This is a genomic window from Kribbella capetownensis, assembly GCF_004331485.1.
GTDB lineage: Bacteria > Actinomycetota > Actinomycetes > Propionibacteriales > Kribbellaceae > Kribbella > Kribbella capetownensis.
In genome coordinates this window covers 137,639-153,960 of the sequence record NZ_SJKD01000008.1, presented here as the reverse complement: position 1 = coordinate 153,960, position 16,322 = coordinate 137,639, and the positions used below count along the sequence as shown (strand labels likewise).

Genomic DNA, 16,322 nt, shown 5'->3' with positions numbered 1-16,322 from the left:
ATATTTACCACCCATGAGGCCTCGTTTGATCGACGTCGCCGAGGCGGCCGGCGTGTCGATGAAGACGGTGTCGAACGTCGTCAACGGGTCCGAACACGTCCGGGAGTCGACCAGGCTGCGAGTCCTCGCCGCGATCGACAAGCTCGGCTACCGGCCGAACATCGCCGCCCGGAACCTGGCCCAGGGGCGCAGTGGAGTGATCGCGTTCGCGGTGCCCCAGCTCGATCGCCCGTACTTCGCCTCGCTCGCGGCGCGGATGCTGGACGAGGCGGAGACCTTCGGCTGGATCGTCCAGTTCCACCAGACCGGTGGCCGGCGCGAGGCTGAGTTGGGTCTGCTCACGGACCGGCATCCGGCCCGTCTCGACGGGATCATCATGAGCCCGCTGAACCTGAGTCCGGAGGATGTGCAGCGGCGTGATCCGGCGCTGCCGCTGGTGCTGCTGGGTGAGAAGGCCGGTGAGGAACACCTGGCCGACCACGTCGGGATCGACAACCGGGAAGCCGGGCGGGCAGCGACCGACCACCTCCTGTCGCTCGGCCGGCGCCGGGTGATGGCGCTGGCGCCCGGGCCGGGGGTCGCGGACGAACGGATCAACGGGTATCGCGATGCGCTGGTGGCGGCGGGGATCGGCGTCGACGAGGACATCGTGCTCCCCGCCGGAGGGGTCCGCGGTGAGGACGCCGAGCTGACTCTCGGCCGCTGGCTGGACGCCGGCAATCCCGCTCCGGACGCGATCTTCGCGGGCACCGACTGGTTGGCGATGGGCGCGATCCGGGCTTTGGTGCTGCGCGGGCTGAAGGTGCCACAGCAGGTCGCCGTCGTCGGCTTCGACGACATCCCGTACGACCTCGCCACCCTCCCGACGCTGACCACCGTCGCGCCGGACCGTGTCGCCATCGCCCGCCTGTCCCTGCAGGCCCTCCGCGACCAGAAGCCGGGCCAGGACCCCGTCCGCTTCCAAGCGCCGTTCACGTTGGTGGTCCGCGAAAGCACCGCCGGCATCGGCCCGGGACACTGACGGAATGGATTGGATCTTCCGGTCGGCACACGAGTCCGATCTGCCCGAGTTGGTGGAGTTGCAGGAGCGCGGGGCGGTGGAAGGACTGGGGCATATCTTCCCGCAGGAGACGCATCCGTTTCCGCGCGCCGACATCCTGGACCGGTGGGCGGTCGAGCTCGCCGATCCGTCGATCGCGGTCTACGTCTCGTGTGATCAGCACGATCGGATCACCGGATTCGCGGCCCGCCGGGGTGACGAGGTCTTCCACTTCGGCACCGCTGTCGATACCTGGGGCTCGGGGCTGGCGGCGTACCTGCACGACGCTCTGCTGGCCACCTTCCCGTCCACGCTCGAGACTCTGCGGCTCCGGGTCTTCACCGAGAACGCCCGAGCCCGCCGCTTCTACGAGAAGCTCGGCTGGCACCCCACCGGCCGCCAGACCCGGACCGCGTTCCCACCCCACCCACCCCTCACCGAATACATCCTCACCCGGCGTTAGTAGCCGGCCCCAGGCGGGCGCGCCGCCTGGGGCCGGACCTGCGCCGCGTTAGGCCTGGAACAGGAACTGGTGGCTCAGAACAGATCATTTCCCGTCCCAACCTCCCACAGCCTGTTCAAGCGGAGGTGAGCCGGCTTCCGGAGATCTCCGCATCGGCAGGTCACAGCTCACAACCCACCACGACCAGGCTGGTGGCCGGGTCCATCCAGTACGTCGGGTGGGCGGGCTAGGGTGATGTGGGTGGAGGCCTGGTGGGGACGCTGCCTTCCGGGGCGCCGCTCCAGGTCCGTTGGCTCGATGCGTATGGCCGGCACCGCTGAGAATCCGCCGCAGGTCGAGGTCTGGGCGGTGGTTCGGATGCGGGTCAGGCGATGATGAGCCAGGGGTGCTCCAGGAGATGGGTCAGGTCGGCCAGGAAGCGGGCTCCGTCGGCGCCGTTGAGGATGCGGTGGTCGGCCGAGAGCGTGTAGCGCATCCTGGTGCGGGCGGCGAGTGATCCGTCGTCGAGGACTACGGCCTCGCGGCGGGATGCGCCGACGGCCAGGATCGCGGCCTGCGGGGGATTGATGATCGCGGTGAACTGCTCGACGCCGTACATCCCGAGGTTGCTGATGGTGAACGTCCCGCCGGCCATCTCGTCGGTCGTCAGTTGGCGCTGTCTTGCACGTACGGCGAGGGCCGCGGACTCCTCGGCGATCACGCCGACCGACTTGTGGTCGGCGTTGCGAATGACGGGGACCAGGAGTCCGTCGTCGATCGCGACTGCCACGCCGATGTTGATGTCGTGGTGGCGCAGGAGGTTGTGGCCGGACAGCGACGAGTTGACGTCCGGGTGCTGGCGCAGCGTCAGTGCGCACGCGCGGATGACGAGGTCGTTGATGCTGACCTTCTGGCGTCCGGCCTCCGTCAGTTGTGCGTTGAGCTCGAACCGCAGGTCGACGAGGTTCTCGAGGTCGGCGCTCGCGGTCAGGTAGAAGTGCGGTGCGGTCCGGGCGCTGTCGGCCAGCCGCTTTCCGCTCGTCCTGCGCAGCAAGCTGAGTGGGACCTCCTCGCCGTCGTTCTGTTCCTGGGCGACCGGTGTCTCTGGCTCGGCAGGAGTCGCTTGGGCGGCGGCACGGACATCCGCACGGATGATCCGCTCACCGGGTCCGGTCCCGACAACCTGCGTCAGATCCACCCCGAGCTCCGCCGCATCCCGCCGAGCCAAAGGAGAAGCCGGCATCCGCTCCATCGCAGGCACCACGACGGAGGTCTGCACGGCATCGTCGACGGTGCCTGACTGCGCGGGCGGTGGAGACGCCGACGCCTGAGACTCAGCTGCCTCGTCCGGTGCGGCTGCGTCGTCGGCGTCCTCTTCGTCGCCGATGACTGCGATTGGTTGGCCGATGGCGGCTTCTTCGCCCTCGGCTACCAGGATTCGGCCGAGGACGCCGGACTCGTAGGCCTCGTACTCCATCACGGCCTTGTCGGTCTCGATGTCGGCCAGGATCTCGCCGGCCTCGACCATCTCTCCGGTCTGCTTGTGCCAGGTGACCACGACGCCGGTTTCCATCGTGTCCGACAACCGTGGCATCAGAATCGTGCTCATCGTGTCTCCTCTCAGCGCAGCCGGCCGACCGCGGCCAGGGTCTGTCTGATCGCCGTCTCGACATCGCCCGCCGAGGGCAGGGCAGCGCTCTCCAGGCTCTTGGCATAGGGAAGCGGTACTTCAGCCATCGCGACCCGGCGTACCGGCGCGTCCAGCTGGTCGAACGCACCGTCCGAGATCGTCGCCGCGATCTCCGCGCCGATGCCGTACGTCAGCCAGTCGTCCTCCAGCACCACCGCCGCGTGCGTCTTGCGGACCGACCGGACAATCGTCTCCCGATCCAGCGGACGCAGACTGCGCAGATCGAGGACCTCGGCATCAATTCCCTCCCGAGCAGCCAGCTCCTCCGCCACGGCCAGACCGAGCGACGCCATCCGCGAGTAGCCGATCACGGTGATGTCGCTGCCGGCCCTGGTCACCGCCGCACGCCCGATCTCGGCCGGTACGTCGTCGTCCGGTACGTCGCCTTTCGTGTTGTACAGCGCGAGATTTTCCAGAAACAGCACCGGATCGTCGTCCCGGATCGCCGCGAGCAGCAACGCCTTGGCATCCGCGGGGTTGCTAGGGGCAACCACCTTCAGTCCCGGTACGAAGGCGTAGTACAGCTCGACGTTCTGCGAATGGGTGGCGCCGAGCTGCTGGCCGCCACCACCAGGCGTCCGGATCACCATCGGGACGCTGCGCTGGCCGCCGAACATGCCGTGGATCTTCGCCGCATGGTTGACGATCTGATCGAGTGCGAGCAGCGAGAAGTTGATCGTCATCAACTCGACCACAGGCCGGAGCCCGAGCATCGCCGCACCGATCGCGGCGCCGGTGAACCCTTCCTCCGAGATCGGTGTGTCCCGCACGCGTCGTTCGCCGAACTCCGCGAGCAACCCCGCGGTGATCTTGTACGACCCCTCGAAGACGCCGATCTCCTCGCCGATCAGGAACACGCGATCGTCGCGATGCATCTCGGCCCGCAGCGTCTCGTTGATCGCCTGCCGGTAGGACATCACGGTCATGCGCCGGCCACCGCGAAGAGAGGCTGGCCCGGCAGTCGGTTGAGATCGTTCGGCACCGGCGTCGCGTAGTTGTAGTCGAACAACGTCTTGACATCCGGTGCTGCGCTGGCATCGGCGAACGCGATCGCCGCACCGACCTCCGCCGCGACAGACTGCTCCAACTGTTCCAGGTCCTCAGCGCTCAACCGCAGCTGGTCACCCAACGCGAGCACGGGATCCGCGGCCCTGAGCTCGGCCACTTCTTCCTTCGTCCGGTACGCCGCCGGATCCACCACCGAATGCCCACGCAGCCGCCCGCTGACAGCCTCCAGCAGCACCGGCCGCCCTTCACGCGCCATCGCGACCGCGCGTACGGCGGACTCCTGTACGGCGACGACATCGTTTCCGTCGACGCGTTCGCCGTACATCCGGTACGCCGCGGCGCGCTTGTGCAGCTCGGGTTCAGCGGACGACATCTCGACGGTGGTGCCCATGCCGAGCTGATTGTTGACCACCGCGAACACGATGGGGAGTTTCCACAGTGCGGCCAGGTTGAGCGATTCGTGGAAGGCGCCGATGTTCGTCGTACCGTCGCCCAGGTGGCACATCACGATCTCCGGACCGCCGCGGTAGGCGATCGCGAGCGCCGCCCCGGTTGCCAGCGGCAACTGGCCGCCGACGATGCCGTACCCGCCGAGCAACCGGGCCTGCGCGTCGAACAGATGCATGGAACCACCCCAGCCCTTGGACACGCCGTCGCTCCGGCCGTAGAGCTCGGCCATGACGCGGCTGGGGTCGATGCCGCGCGCGATGGCGTACCCGTGCTCGCGGTAGTTCGTGAAGACGTAGTCGCTCGGGTCGAGTGCACTCATCAACCCGACGACCGTTGCCTCCTCGCCGAGGTTCAGATGGCAGTAGCCGCCGATCTTGGCTTCGGTGTAGGCCCGGGCGGCCCGCTCCTCGAAGCGCCGGATCAGCAGCATCTGCCGGTAGTGGCCCAGCAGGCCGGGCGGTGCGGACATCGTGTCGGCTCTCCTCACGAGGATAATGATACTAGATCGTGTCATTCTGTCATGAAGGAGGATAGCGCCATGACCAGAGCTGTCGACGGTGGTCCGCGCAAACGTGGACGGCCGACCGAGTCCGAACGCGAGCAGCGGCGGGAGGAGATCCTGGACGCGGCGGTCCGGCTGTTCCTCCGGCACGGGTACGGCGGTGTCTCGCTGGACCGGCTGGCGACGGAGGCGAAGGTCACCAAACGCACGATCTACGGCTACGTCGGCGACAAGACCGAGGTCTTCACCGCGGCGGTCGCCCGGTTGAACCGCGAGGTCCTGCCGGAAGCGGAGCCAGTCGACCGACAGGCCCGGACGCCCGGTGCGAACGCCCTCGAGGCACTCGCCGTACGGCTCGTCATCACGCTGCACTCGGACGTCGCGATCGGCCTGCACCGGATGGTGGTCGCCGAGGCACACCAGTTCCCGGACCTCGCCACGGGCTTCTACGCGGCCGGTCCGCAGCGCTACATCGACGCCTTGAGTGATCTCGTCCCGTGCCCCGAGGAGCTCTTCACACTCCTCCTCGGAGAGCCGCACCGCCGCCGCCTCCTCGGCCTGGATGCTCCGCCCTCACGGGCCCGGGCCGAGGCTCACGTCAACGGCGTACTGCAACTCCTGGACCTCTAGTCCATGGCCGTGGCTTCCAGGGCGACGAGGAGGTCCGGGCCGGCGAGGGTCGCGACGCCGAGGACCGTGCTGGCGAAGCGGTCGGGGATGCCGCTGAACCGCTCGGCCAGGACGCCGAACTGCTGGAGCAGTTCGCCGACGTCGGTGGTGTAGATGTTGAGCCGGACCACGTTGGCAACGGTCATATCGGCACCGGCCAGGACCGCTTCGAGGTTGTCGAGGGCGAGCCGGAGCTGGGCTGCCATGTCGCCCGGATGTTGCGCGTTGCCGTTGGCGTCGACGGAGTCCTGGGCGCTGCAGATGAGCTCGCGGCGGCGGCTCTCGACGAGCTGGGCCTGGTCGAAGCCCAGGCCGACGGACCAGTTCCACGGGTTGACGGCGGTGCGTTGCATGGTGGTCTCCTTCGATCGGACCGGCCCTTCGTGGACCGGCGAGTTAGTTAGGTAACTAACCTAGAACTCGGCTCCGACAGTTTCTTATACTCGGGACCATGAGCGAGACGCGACCGGGCAAAAGAGAGCGACTGGTGGCCGCCGCGGCGGAGATGGTGTACCGCCAGGGAGTGGCGCCGACGACGCTGGCGCACATCGCGGAGGCGGCCGACGTACCGCTGGGGAACGTGTACTACTACTTCAAGACGAAGGAGGACATCGTCGCCGCCGTCGGCCAGGCCCGCGCGGAGCGGCTGGAAGCGACGCTGGCCGAGTTGGAGACCCGCCACCGCACCCCGAAGACGCGACTCAAGGCCCTCGTCGACATGCTCGCCGACCGAGCCGATGAGACCGCTCTCTACGGCTGCCCCTACGGCACCCTCGCCACCGAGCTCTCCAAGCGCCCCGACGGCACGAACCCCCTCGCCACCTACCTGATGGAGCTCCTCATCAGCTGGGCCGAACGACAGTTCCAGCAGTTGGTACGCCGCGATGCCCGCGACCTGGCCATCGACCTGGTCGCCGCGTACGAGGGTGCCGCGGTCCTCGCTTCCACCCTCGCCCAGCCCGACCTGATGGCCCGCCACTCCCGCCGCCTCCGCGCCTGGATCGACGCTCAGCCGGGTCTTGCGACGGCTTGACCGGTTTCCGTCATGTCCGGGACTTGTCACGGTGGTCCGTGGCCGGGGTGGTGACCGATCGGATACGACAGGTGCATCAGGACGCACCAGATCGGTGCCTGGAGCAAGGATGGAGCCCTCGTGGCCTTGTCGAAACCACTTCCGACCCGGACGGCGCTGCTGCTCACCGGCGCGCTGCTGCTGTCCGCGGTGACCGTCCCGGGCCTCGCGTCCGCCGCCAAACCGCCGCCGCCCGGAGCCGCACCAGCGGCCCCGGCGCTGACCGGCCCAGCCACGGTCACGCTGCTGACCGGTGACCGCGTCACCCTGACCCCGGACAAGAACGGGACGCCGCGCGTCGACGTCCGGTCTCGCGACGGGAAGAGCGGGACCAACGGATTCTCCGTCCGCAACGACCACGGCCGGATCAGCGTCGTACCGCATGACGTCGCCACCCTGGTTCCCGACGTACTCGATCCTGCGCTGTTCGACGTGACCGGTCTGGTCGAGATGAAGTACGACGACGCGCACCGCGCGGACCTGCCGGTGATCGTGCGCCAGGGTGCTGGTGAGCGGACGATGGCGAGCAACGGGTTCACCGCGACCCGCGAGCTGGCCAGCGTGGACGCGACCGCCGGCCGGATCCAGAAGTCCCGTACGACGACATTCGGTGCATCGCTCACCACGACCAAGGCGGCGCGGCCGGACAAGATCTGGCTCGACGCGGCCGTGCACGGCGAGTCGACGACAGCGGTCGAGGCCGCGCCGCGGGACGGCTACCTGGACCAGATCAACGCACCAGCCGCCTGGGACCGTGGACTCGACGGGCGTGGCGTCAAGGTCGCGATCGTGGACTCGGGCATCGACGCCGAGCACCCCGCCCTGTCCGGGAAGGTGACGGCCACCGCCGACTTCACCGGCGAGGGCACCCAGGACGACCTCGGCCACGGGACGCATGTGGCGTCGCTCGTCGCCGGGAACGGCGCTGGATCGGACGGCGCCCGGCAGGGTGTCGCACCTGGTGTCGAACTGGTCTCCAGCAAGGTCATCAACGCCGCGAACGAGGGCACCGAGTCGGGAGTCATCGCCGGACTGGAGTGGGCGGCCGACCAGCACCCCGACCTGGTGAACCTCAGCCTCGGCGGCCGCGCGCCGCGGGTCGGCGACGACCTGATGGCCGATGCGGTCAACCGGCTGACCGACAAGACCGGCGCTCTGTTCGTCATTGCGGCCGGCAACAGCGGGTCGTTCCTCCCCACTCCGTTCTCGATCGAGTCGCCGGGGACCGCCGCGTCCGCCCTCACCGTCGGTGCGGTCGACGCCACCGACCACAAGGCGCAGTTCTCGAGCGAGGGTCCGACCTGGTCGTACGTGCAGAAGCCAGAGGTGTCCGCACCAGGCGTGAACATCCTGGGTGCCCGGGCCGGCGCCCGCGACGGTGACCTGTACGTCGCGTACTCCGGGACGTCCCAGGCGACGCCGCAGGTGACCGGATCGGCGGCCCTGCTGCTCCAGCAGCACCCCGACCTGACCTGGCAGCAGCTCAAGGCACGCTTGAGCAGCGCCGTGGACGACACCGGCACGTACACCTCGTGGTCCGGCAGCGGGCGGCTGAACCTCGCCACCGCGACCTCGAACGGCCTGTCCGCTGACATCGGCGTCGTCGACTTCGGTGCGATCCGTCACCCCGACGACGCCGTGCAGACCCGCACCGTCACGCTGACCAATCCCGGCAGCGAGCCGCTGGCGGTCACGGCCGCCGACCACGAGGTGCTGTCTGGCAACACCACGACGGCACCCGACGCGGCCGTCGTCGTGTCCCCGGCCACGTTGACGGTTCCGGCCGGAGGTACGGCGAGCCTCACCGTCACGCTGGACCCGGCCACCGTCGACGACGCCATGTGGCAAGGTTCGGTCGACCTGCTCGGGGCCGACGGCAAGGAGCTCCTCCGTCTCGCCTTGAACGCCTACGACGAGCCGCCGGCGTACGACGTCTCTGTCCGGGTGCTCGACCGGGACGGCCAGGCGGTGTCCGGCGGGTGGGTCAACGCGTTCAACGGCAGCAACGGTGACTTCATGCAGTTCGTGCTCGACGACCAGGGCCGCAGTACCCGCCGGATCTCGCCCGGCGAGTGGAGCATGTGGACCTTCGTGACGACCGGCGACACCGTCGCGATGACCGGCGGTACGGACTTCCTGGTCGCGAAGGACGCCGACTTCACGCTGGACGCCCGGAAGACGGTGCGCCTGGACGTGCCCGTGGTCGAGGGGCAGCCGACGAAGGCGACCGAGGGCGCGGTCACCGCCCTGCGCGCCTCAGATCCAGCCAAGTGGCAGGCTGAGGAGTTCTTCCCCACCATCGAGGACATCGCCGCCGGGAAGGTCTATGTGCAACCCACCGGTGCGCCCAAGAAGGGGATCGTCGAAGCCGTCACTCGCTGGCAGTTGCAGTCGACGAAGAAGGCCGACCACAACGCAGCGGACCTGTACCAGGTCTATCAGAGCGCGAACCGGTTCACTGTGCCGTTGGCGAAGAACCTGGACCGCAAGGCTGTCCGCGCCATGGCTCGGGTCGACACCTCCTTCGGCAGCGTCTGGGGAGGCGGTACGGCCGGCGTCGGTCGCGGCGTCCGGAGTGCGGTGACCACCTTCGGTGGCGGCACCTGGCAGACCGTCGAGACGCCCTCCCACCGCGTGGAGATGCTGTCCGCGGGCCCGGGGATCGAATGGTGGCAGTGTCTGGATTCCCCGGCCACCGGCATCGCCGGAGTCTGCGACAACCCGGAGCGGACCTACAAGCCCGGCGAGAAGGCGCGCTCGGTCTTCGGTACGGCGATGCATCCGCAGCTCAACATCGGCGAGATCTTCAACGGTGACTTCAACATCCAGGTCGGACTGGCCGACCCAGGCCACCTGGGCATTGTCGACACCGCGCTGATCGACGACGTACGGCTCGCGCTCTATCGCAACGGCGTCAAGCTCGGCGAGCAGAAGAACACGTCGGGCTTCTTCCAGGTTCCCAGTGGTACGGCGCGGTACCGGCTGGAGCACAGCTGGAAGACGGACCATTTCTCGACCTCCACGGAGGCGAAGACCACCTGGGAGTTCACGGCCACGCCACCGGCGGAGTGGGCGAATCCGGTCCGGCCGTCGATGCTGAGGCTGGACTACGACCCGTACGTTGCGCTGGACGGCAGTGCGCCGGCGTGGCGGCCGATGGTGTTCGACCTGCGGGTCGGAGCCCAGGACCGTGCGGCGACCGCGCCGGTCAAGTCGGCCCGGCTGTGGATCTCGTCGGACCGCGGTAAGCACTGGACGGCGGCGCCGCTGGTCCGTACCAAGGACGGCTACCGGACGATCATCGCGCCGTGGTCGTTGCTGCCCGGGCACACGTTGTCCGTCCGGGCCGCGATCACGGACAAGGCCGGCAACTCGGTCGACCAGACCGTTCTCGACCTGGTCCCCGTGCGCTGACCGGCGGACTCGAAGGCCCGGGCGCGTGCCCCGGGCCTTCGAGCGTCACGCCGTACGGGTGTCGCGGCCCACGATGATGCCGATCACGACCTGTACGGCGGCCAGGGTCGCGAACAGGGTGAGCGTCGCGTCCCAATTGCCGGTGAGTTCGGTGAGGGAGCCGGCGATGACGGGACCGGTGGCGGCGAGGAGGTAGCCGACGGCCTGCGCCATACCGGACAGCTGGGTCGCCTCGTGGTGGCTGCGGCCGCGGATGCTGATGAGGGTGAGCGCGGCGACCAGAGCGGCGCCCTGGCCCAGTCCGGCGAGGACGACCCAGACGACCACCAGACCTGGCGCCAGCAGGATTCCGAGCAGCGCAACGAGGATCGGAACGCTGGCGGTGATCGTGCCGGCGCGTTGATCGGTCGGATGCTTCAGCAGCCGGGGAATCGTCAGGCCGCCGACGAGGCCGAAGCACTGGAACAGAAACAGGTGTACGCCGGCTGTCCGCTCCGAGATACCGGTCGAGATCTCGATGGTGGGCAGCCAGTTGACGAGAAGGTAGAAGCTCGTCGACTGCAGGCCCATGAACGCCGTGATCAGCCAGGCCATCGGCTGCCGCCAGACGCTGACCGGGAGAGCGCCGTCGTCGGGGTCCGGCGGCGGCATCGGCACTGACGCGGACTGCCTCGGCAGCCAGATCACGGCGACGACCGCGGCAAGACCTCCCCAGACTGCCAGCGCGAGCCGCCAGTCGGCCGCGTCTGCGATCGGCACTGCTGACACCGAAGCGATCGCGGCGCCGCCGGTGATGAAGGCCGTGTACACCCCGGTCGCGCGGGACACGTTGCCCGCGTAGTCACGCTTGAGGATGACGGGGACCAGCACGTTGCCGACCGCAATCGCTGCACCGACCACGATCGTGCCGAGCCACAGTCCAGGCAGCCCGGTGTAGGACCGGGCGACGGTCGCGACGGCGAGGACGAGCAGCGAGACGAACACGGCCCGCTCCATCCCGTGCCGCCGGGACAGTCGATGGATGAGAGGCGAGGCCAGTCCGAAGGCGATGAGCGGCAGCGTGCCGAGCAGGCCGAGCGCTCCCTCGCCGAGTTGCTCGTCGGCACCGATCTGCGGCAGCACCGGGCCGACCGCGGTCAGCGCCGGACGCAGGCACAGGGCCACCAGGAAGACGGTCGCGGTCAGCAGGGCGGCCCGTCGTCCGGACGGCGGCTCGGCCGGCGGTTTCAGCACATCCTCACTCCTGACTAGATGTCCTACATTTACACTGTAGCCTGGGTGAGAACGGAGGTCGTCGCGGTGTCACTGAGTGGGCCGGTGCGTCAGGTGCCGCTGGTACTTCAGGTCTCGGAGCAGTTCCGAGGGCTGATCGAGTCCGGCACGTGGCCGGTGGGGAGCAGGATTCCCGGCGAGAACCAGCTCGCCGGCGACCTGGGGGTCAGCCGGGGAACTGTGCGTGAGGCGTTGCGGTCGCTGAGTCTGACCGGTCTGCTGGAGCCGCGGGTCGGCGATGGCACGTATGTGCGTGCGACCAATGAGATCAGCGGTGTTCTTGTCCGCGACGAGTTGTCGGCGTCGCTGACGCATGTCCTCGATGCGCGGGCCGGCATCGAGGCCGCGGCCGCGCGGCTGGCTGCCCAGCTGCCCGATGGAGTCGCTGGGCTGGACGCAGCACTCGAGGCACGCAGCGCAGCTCACGAAGCCGGCGATCTAGCTGGCTACGTTGCCGCGGATGCCGGCTTCCATCGAGGCGTGGTCGAGGCCAGCGGCAATCCGCTCCTGCTTCGTCTGTACGACGCTCTCGCGGAGGTGCTGACCGACTCGATCCACCAGACCGCCACGATCCCCGAGGACACCAAGGTCCGCGATGCGCATTTCGCCTTGCTGGCCGCGATCCGTGACGGCGATCCGGAGGCCGCGGCCAAGACGTCGTACGCGCTGATCGAATCGGTCAAGCAGTCTGCTGGGTGATGGCGGACGCCCACAGCGCACCGGCGGTCGCGTGGAAACGCACCGAGCGACCCGTGGCGAAGTCGTTGCCTGCAGCATTGTTGGAGTTCCACTCTAGAGTTGCTCTCCCGGTGAGCTGGAGTACGTCGCCGCTCTCGAAGTCGATGAACAGGAGCGCAGCCGTGGGATCGATGTTGAGGTTCCCCATGCTGTTGAACATGTTGTTGCCCGCGTAGTCCGGCCAGATCACGTCGGCGCCGTCGACCTGCACGAATCCGGGGGAGCCTCCCTTGTGCGAGGCATCCGCTCCACGGGTCGGGTGTTCCGTCCCCAGGAAGAACATGTCCGCAGTCGTGATGATCCGGCGCGCCTCGTCCGTCAGTCCGCCGCCCGCTGCCAGCGCTGAGTGCGTCGGGCTGACCGGCCGCGACGGCCCCTGCGTGATCTGTCGCGGCTGGACGTACGACGGACAGTTGCCGAACGCCTCGTGGACATCGAGGGTGAGGCCGTTCTCGGCCACGTCCGTGATCCAGCCGTTGACTCTGACGCGCCGGCGACGCTCGAGGTCGATCGCAAGTACGCCGGCCGCCTGGTCCGGCGCCAGGTTGTGCAATGCATCCGCCGGTGCGGGTTTGGTCTTCACCAGCAAGAGTTGGCCATGACCGGCGAGAAACCCTGGCTGCGCGACCAATGGGGACGCCCACAGTCGGTGCTGCTCGTCACGGGCGACCAGGACGGCGAAGGACTGCAACCCCAAGATCGCAGCCCGGCCGCCTGTCAGCGACACCGGAGCGAGCATGCCTTCCAGACGCGATGCCGCGTCCCGCAGTCCCGCACGCGTTTGTACCGCGAGTTCGCCTTCGTGGAATCCGGTGGTCTGGCTCGGTGTGTTCGGTGCGGCAGTCATCGCACATCTCCCGAGCGGTGCGTCTTGTGGTAGTGCCGTGCCGCGCGGGCGCGGTTCCCGCAACCGGCGCTCGAGCACCAGATCCGGCGCTTGTTCTCCGCGAGGAACAGCATCGAGCACGATGACGAGGCGCACCGCCGCAGCGTTGCCAGCCGATCGGGATCCGACAGCAGATCGATCGCCTCTTGGGCGAGCGCGGCGAGGATCGCGTTCCCGCCGAGTTCGGTGTGCCAGCGCGTTTCCGCCGCCGGTCCGTCTGGCCCCAGCGTGAGTTGCCGGCTGGTCGGGACCGCGGAGGCGTACGCGTTGACGTCGGCTACCGAGGTTGCCTGCGGGTCGCGGCCTTCGAGGTGTGCGTCGAAGAGGTCGCGGATCGCGGACCGAAGGCGCAGTACTGCGGCCTCGGGTGGGCGGGGACCGGTCGGGAGCCGGTGCGACTGCAGGTCCCACCAGGCGTCGGGCCGCTCCGACAGCAGGTCGCGTGGCGGGTCGACGACCAGGATCGCCGTATCCACCAGATCGAGCGCCGCGAGCGGTTCCCCACCCATCGGGAACCCGGCATCCTGCATCGCGTCGATCGTCGGCATAACGGACATGGTAGGAGTCTAAGCATTAGGCACGCGGATCACAAGCGCTCAATCTAACCATTGACTTGATCAGTAGGCATTAGGCTCACGCGAGTGCCGGCCATCATGTCGTACGGCGAGACGCGGGCGAACAACGAGCGCCTGTCCGAACGACACCCGCTGCCCGGTTCGAGCCGACACCACCATCAGCCCACGCAGTCGCTGGCCGTGCGTAGCTCCACGCACCGACTCCCGCCAGGCCAGCCACAGTGTGGCAGGCAGAACCAGCAGGAGAAACCAGCCGCCGCCTCGTCACCATGGCGGTAGCCAGAGTCCGCCGCGGTGTCACTCGTCGACTGGTTTGCGGCGGGAGCGCAGGACCTGGGCGAAGATGAGAAGGCCGGTGGCGAAGGCGACCAGGATGAGGAGGGCGACGCGGTCGGTGCGGGCTTGCTGGCAGTCGGCGAGGATCGTCTGCCGAGCATCGACCGCCCTCTCCTGCTGAGTCTCCGGAGGATCGTCCGACGCGCGAACCTTCTCCATGTACGCCGAGAGCACGGCCGACTCGTCATCACTGAGCGGCTCGTCCAGGTCCTGCGTCTCGGAGCTGAGCCGGCCCAGCGCCGGGCACTTCACGGAGACCGGGTCGCCATCGAACCCGTCGTCGTACTTCACATCGGCGGAGTTGAAGAACAAGAACAGCATCCACACAGCCCCAAGCAAAGCCAGCACCCCGGCCCACTTGCCCTTCATCGCACGCATCCCTTCCGTCGCGAACCCCCACATCCTGCCCGCCAAGGGGTCGACCACCGGGAGGTCGCGGCGACTGACGCGACCAGTAAAATGTTACATGCTACTGTGCTGTGACAGATGCCGCCGGGTGGTTGGAGCTGGGATGCGAGTCAGCGTGACGGACTACCACACGGCCGGTGAGCCGTTCCGGATCGTGACCGGCGGACTTCCCGACATACCGGGACAGACGATCCTGGAACGGCGGTCGTCCGCGCAGACGTCGCCTGAGGTCGACGCAGTACGGCAACTTCTGGTGAACGAGCCGCGGGGACATGCGGACATGTACGGCGGCTTCCTGGTGCCGCCCGATGACGACGGTGCGGACCTCGGCGTTCTGTTCTGGCACAAGGACGGCTACTCGACGGCGTGCGGCCACGGCACCATCGCGCTGGGCGCCTGGGCTGTCCGGACCGGGCGGATCCCCGCCGCGCCGGACGGCGACACCGAGGTGGTGATCGACGTACCGTCCGGCCGCGTCCTGGCCCGGGTCACCTGTCTGGGCGGTGAGGTCGAGCAGGTCTCGTTCCGCAACATCCCGGCGTACGTCGTTGCCCGGGGCATCGAAGTCGCGATCGGCCGCGGCACGGTCCGGGCGGACCTCAGCTATGGCGGCGCCCTCTACGCATCCGTCGACGCGTCCTCGGTCGGCCTCGACGTGACGCCGAAGAACAGCACCGACCTGATCTCCGTCGGGCGCGAGGTCAAGTGGGCGCTGAACGACACCCGGTGGGCGCGGCACCCGACCGACAGCCGCCTCGACGGCATCTACGGCACCATCCTGTACGACGACCTCGGCGGGACCGAGGGCGGTCCGCACCAGCGCAACGTCACCATCTTCGCCGACGGTGAACTGGACCGATCACCCTGTGGTTCCGGGACTTCCGCACGCATCGCGCTGCTGGCCGAGGACGGCCGGCTGCCGATCGGCCGCACTCTCGAGCACGACTCGATCGTGGGTACGACGTTCCTCGGCCGGGTCGTCGAACACGTCGAGGCCGACGGTCATCAGGCCGTCGTCACCGAAGTCACCGGCGCGGCGTACGAGACCGGCCAGGCCACCTTCACGCTGGATCCGCGCGACCCGCTCGGCACTGGATTCGTGCTGCGATGACCGTTCAAAGCCAGGTCGTGACCGACCAGATCGGCATCCCACACCTCGGCGGTGGTCCGAACCTCCGCCAGCAGATCGGCGACGTACTGCGAGCCTCGGTGATCGCCGGGCGGATGCGGAAGGGCGTCGTGTACTCCGCTCCGACGCTCGCCCAGCAGTTCGGGGTCTCTCCGACGCCCGTCCGCGAGGCGATGCTCGACCTTGCGGCCGAAGGACTCGTCGAAGCCGTTCGAAACAAGGGATTCCGGGTCGTCGAGCTGTCCGACAAGCAACTCGACGACATCACCGGGGTCCGGTTGCTGCTGGAGGTTCCGACCGTCGCCGGCCTGGCGACGAACCTCACCGACGAGTCGCGGCGCAAGCTCGAGGCGCTCTATCCTGCGGCGCGGCAACTCGTCGAGCTGACCAGGCAGCGGGACCTGGTCGGCTTCGTCGGTCTCGACCGGCAGTTCCATCTGTCGCTGCTCGACCTCGCGGCGAACCGGACCCTGGTGGAGATTGTCGGCAATCTGCGGGCCCGCAGCCGGCTGACCGGGATGTCGGACATCGACCACGACCTCCTGATCGCCTCGGCGCAGGAGCACGTCGAGATCCTCGATCGCCTGCTCGCCGGGGATGTGGCCGGGGTGACGACCGTGATGAGCCGGCATATCAAGCATGTCCGTGGAGCGTGGGCCGGTCGTCCGGACCGCGAGCAGGAGAAGGGATGA

Annotated in this window: 16 protein-coding genes; 8 read left to right on the top strand and 8 right to left on the bottom strand. The window is 68.5% G+C overall.

The features are described from left to right. The first annotated feature begins 13 nt into the window (after window positions 1–13). A complete protein-coding gene (locus E0H75_RS31455; protein WP_131517340.1) occupies window positions 14–1,021 on the top strand; it encodes a LacI family DNA-binding transcriptional regulator in 1,008 nt (335 codons plus the stop codon). A 4-nt stretch (window positions 1,022–1,025) separates the two neighbouring features. Beyond that, window positions 1,026–1,502, top strand: coding sequence for a GNAT family N-acetyltransferase (locus E0H75_RS31450; protein WP_202873268.1), 477 nt, complete (start codon window positions 1,026–1,028; stop codon window positions 1,500–1,502). A gap of 364 nt (window positions 1,503–1,866) precedes the next feature. Here E0H75_RS31450 and E0H75_RS31445 read toward each other — a convergent pair whose 3' ends face one another. Genes E0H75_RS31445 through pdhA form a run of 3 tightly spaced genes read right to left on the bottom strand, consistent with a single transcriptional unit; the run spans window position 1,867 to window position 5,116 of the window. Then, the gene (locus E0H75_RS31445; protein WP_202873267.1) at window positions 1,867–3,090 is read right to left on the bottom strand and encodes a dihydrolipoamide acetyltransferase family protein; all 1,224 of its coding nucleotides are present in this window, start codon (window positions 3,088–3,090) and stop codon (window positions 1,867–1,869) included. A gap of 11 nt (window positions 3,091–3,101) precedes the next feature. After that, entirely contained in the window at window positions 3,102–4,097 is a 996-nt protein-coding gene (locus E0H75_RS31440; RefSeq protein WP_131517339.1) for an alpha-ketoacid dehydrogenase subunit beta, read from the bottom strand. After that, window positions 4,094–5,116 carry a pyruvate dehydrogenase (acetyl-transferring) E1 component subunit alpha gene (gene pdhA / locus E0H75_RS31435; RefSeq protein ID WP_202873266.1) on the bottom strand — a complete coding sequence of 341 codons (1,023 nt, stop codon included), beginning with the start codon at window positions 5,114–5,116 and terminating at the stop codon, window positions 4,094–4,096. The genes E0H75_RS31440 and pdhA overlap by 4 nt, the downstream gene beginning before the upstream one ends. A 51-nt stretch (window positions 5,117–5,167) precedes the next feature. Between pdhA and E0H75_RS31430 the strand changes: the two genes are divergently transcribed. Further along, window positions 5,168–5,761 (top strand): TetR/AcrR family transcriptional regulator, encoded by a 594-nt coding sequence (locus E0H75_RS31430; protein WP_131517337.1) that lies wholly within the window; start codon window positions 5,168–5,170, stop codon window positions 5,759–5,761. Here the strand turns inward: E0H75_RS31430 and E0H75_RS31425 are convergent. Continuing rightward, window positions 5,758–6,153: a RidA family protein gene (locus tag E0H75_RS31425; protein WP_131517336.1), complete on the bottom strand. Its 396-nt coding sequence runs from the start codon at window positions 6,151–6,153 to the stop codon at window positions 5,758–5,760. The genes E0H75_RS31430 and E0H75_RS31425 overlap by 4 nt on opposite strands. Before the next feature lie 98 nt (window positions 6,154–6,251). Here E0H75_RS31425 and E0H75_RS31420 point away from each other — a divergent pair, with 98 nt between their 5' ends. Together E0H75_RS31420 and E0H75_RS31415 are read left to right on the top strand one after the other, a co-directional pair. After that, window positions 6,252–6,833: a TetR/AcrR family transcriptional regulator gene (locus tag E0H75_RS31420; RefSeq protein WP_131517335.1), complete on the top strand. Its 582-nt coding sequence runs from the start codon at window positions 6,252–6,254 to the stop codon at window positions 6,831–6,833. A gap of 120 nt (window positions 6,834–6,953) precedes the next feature. Continuing rightward, window positions 6,954–10,286: a S8 family serine peptidase gene (locus tag E0H75_RS31415; protein WP_131517334.1), complete on the top strand. Its 3,333-nt coding sequence runs from the start codon at window positions 6,954–6,956 to the stop codon at window positions 10,284–10,286. A gap of 45 nt (window positions 10,287–10,331) precedes the next feature. Here E0H75_RS31415 and E0H75_RS31410 read toward each other — a convergent pair whose 3' ends face one another. Beyond that, a complete protein-coding gene (locus E0H75_RS31410; RefSeq protein ID WP_131517333.1) occupies window positions 10,332–11,519 on the bottom strand; it encodes a CynX/NimT family MFS transporter in 1,188 nt (395 codons plus the stop codon). A gap of 45 nt (window positions 11,520–11,564) precedes the next feature. Between E0H75_RS31410 and E0H75_RS31405 the strand changes: the two genes are divergently transcribed. Next, window positions 11,565–12,257 carry a FadR/GntR family transcriptional regulator gene (locus E0H75_RS31405; RefSeq protein WP_165554155.1) on the top strand — a complete coding sequence of 231 codons (693 nt, stop codon included), beginning with the start codon at window positions 11,565–11,567 and terminating at the stop codon, window positions 12,255–12,257. Here E0H75_RS31405 and E0H75_RS31400 read toward each other — a convergent pair. The 3 genes from E0H75_RS31400 to E0H75_RS31385 all read right to left on the bottom strand — a co-directional run bounded on the left by E0H75_RS31400 (window position 12,238) and on the right by E0H75_RS31385 (window position 14,462). Next, window positions 12,238–13,143, bottom strand: coding sequence for a pyridoxamine 5'-phosphate oxidase family protein (locus tag E0H75_RS31400; protein WP_131517331.1), 906 nt, complete (start codon window positions 13,141–13,143; stop codon window positions 12,238–12,240). The genes E0H75_RS31405 and E0H75_RS31400 overlap by 20 nt on opposite strands. Then, window positions 13,140–13,739: a CGNR zinc finger domain-containing protein gene (locus E0H75_RS31395; protein WP_202873265.1), complete on the bottom strand. Its 600-nt coding sequence runs from the start codon at window positions 13,737–13,739 to the stop codon at window positions 13,140–13,142. The genes E0H75_RS31400 and E0H75_RS31395 overlap by 4 nt, the downstream gene beginning before the upstream one ends. A gap of 315 nt (window positions 13,740–14,054) precedes the next feature. After that, window positions 14,055–14,462: a hypothetical protein gene (locus E0H75_RS31385; protein ID WP_131517330.1), complete on the bottom strand. Its 408-nt coding sequence runs from the start codon at window positions 14,460–14,462 to the stop codon at window positions 14,055–14,057. 142 nt (window positions 14,463–14,604) lie between these two features. Between E0H75_RS31385 and E0H75_RS31380 the strand changes: the two genes are divergently transcribed. Both E0H75_RS31380 and E0H75_RS31375 read left to right on the top strand, forming a co-directional pair. Continuing rightward, on the top strand, window positions 14,605–15,612 hold the full coding sequence (locus E0H75_RS31380; protein WP_202873264.1) for a proline racemase family protein: 1,008 nt from the start codon (window positions 14,605–14,607) through the stop codon (window positions 15,610–15,612). Next, window positions 15,609–16,322 (top strand): GntR family transcriptional regulator, encoded by a 714-nt coding sequence (locus E0H75_RS31375; protein ID WP_131517328.1) that lies wholly within the window; start codon window positions 15,609–15,611, stop codon window positions 16,320–16,322. The genes E0H75_RS31380 and E0H75_RS31375 overlap by 4 nt, the downstream gene beginning before the upstream one ends.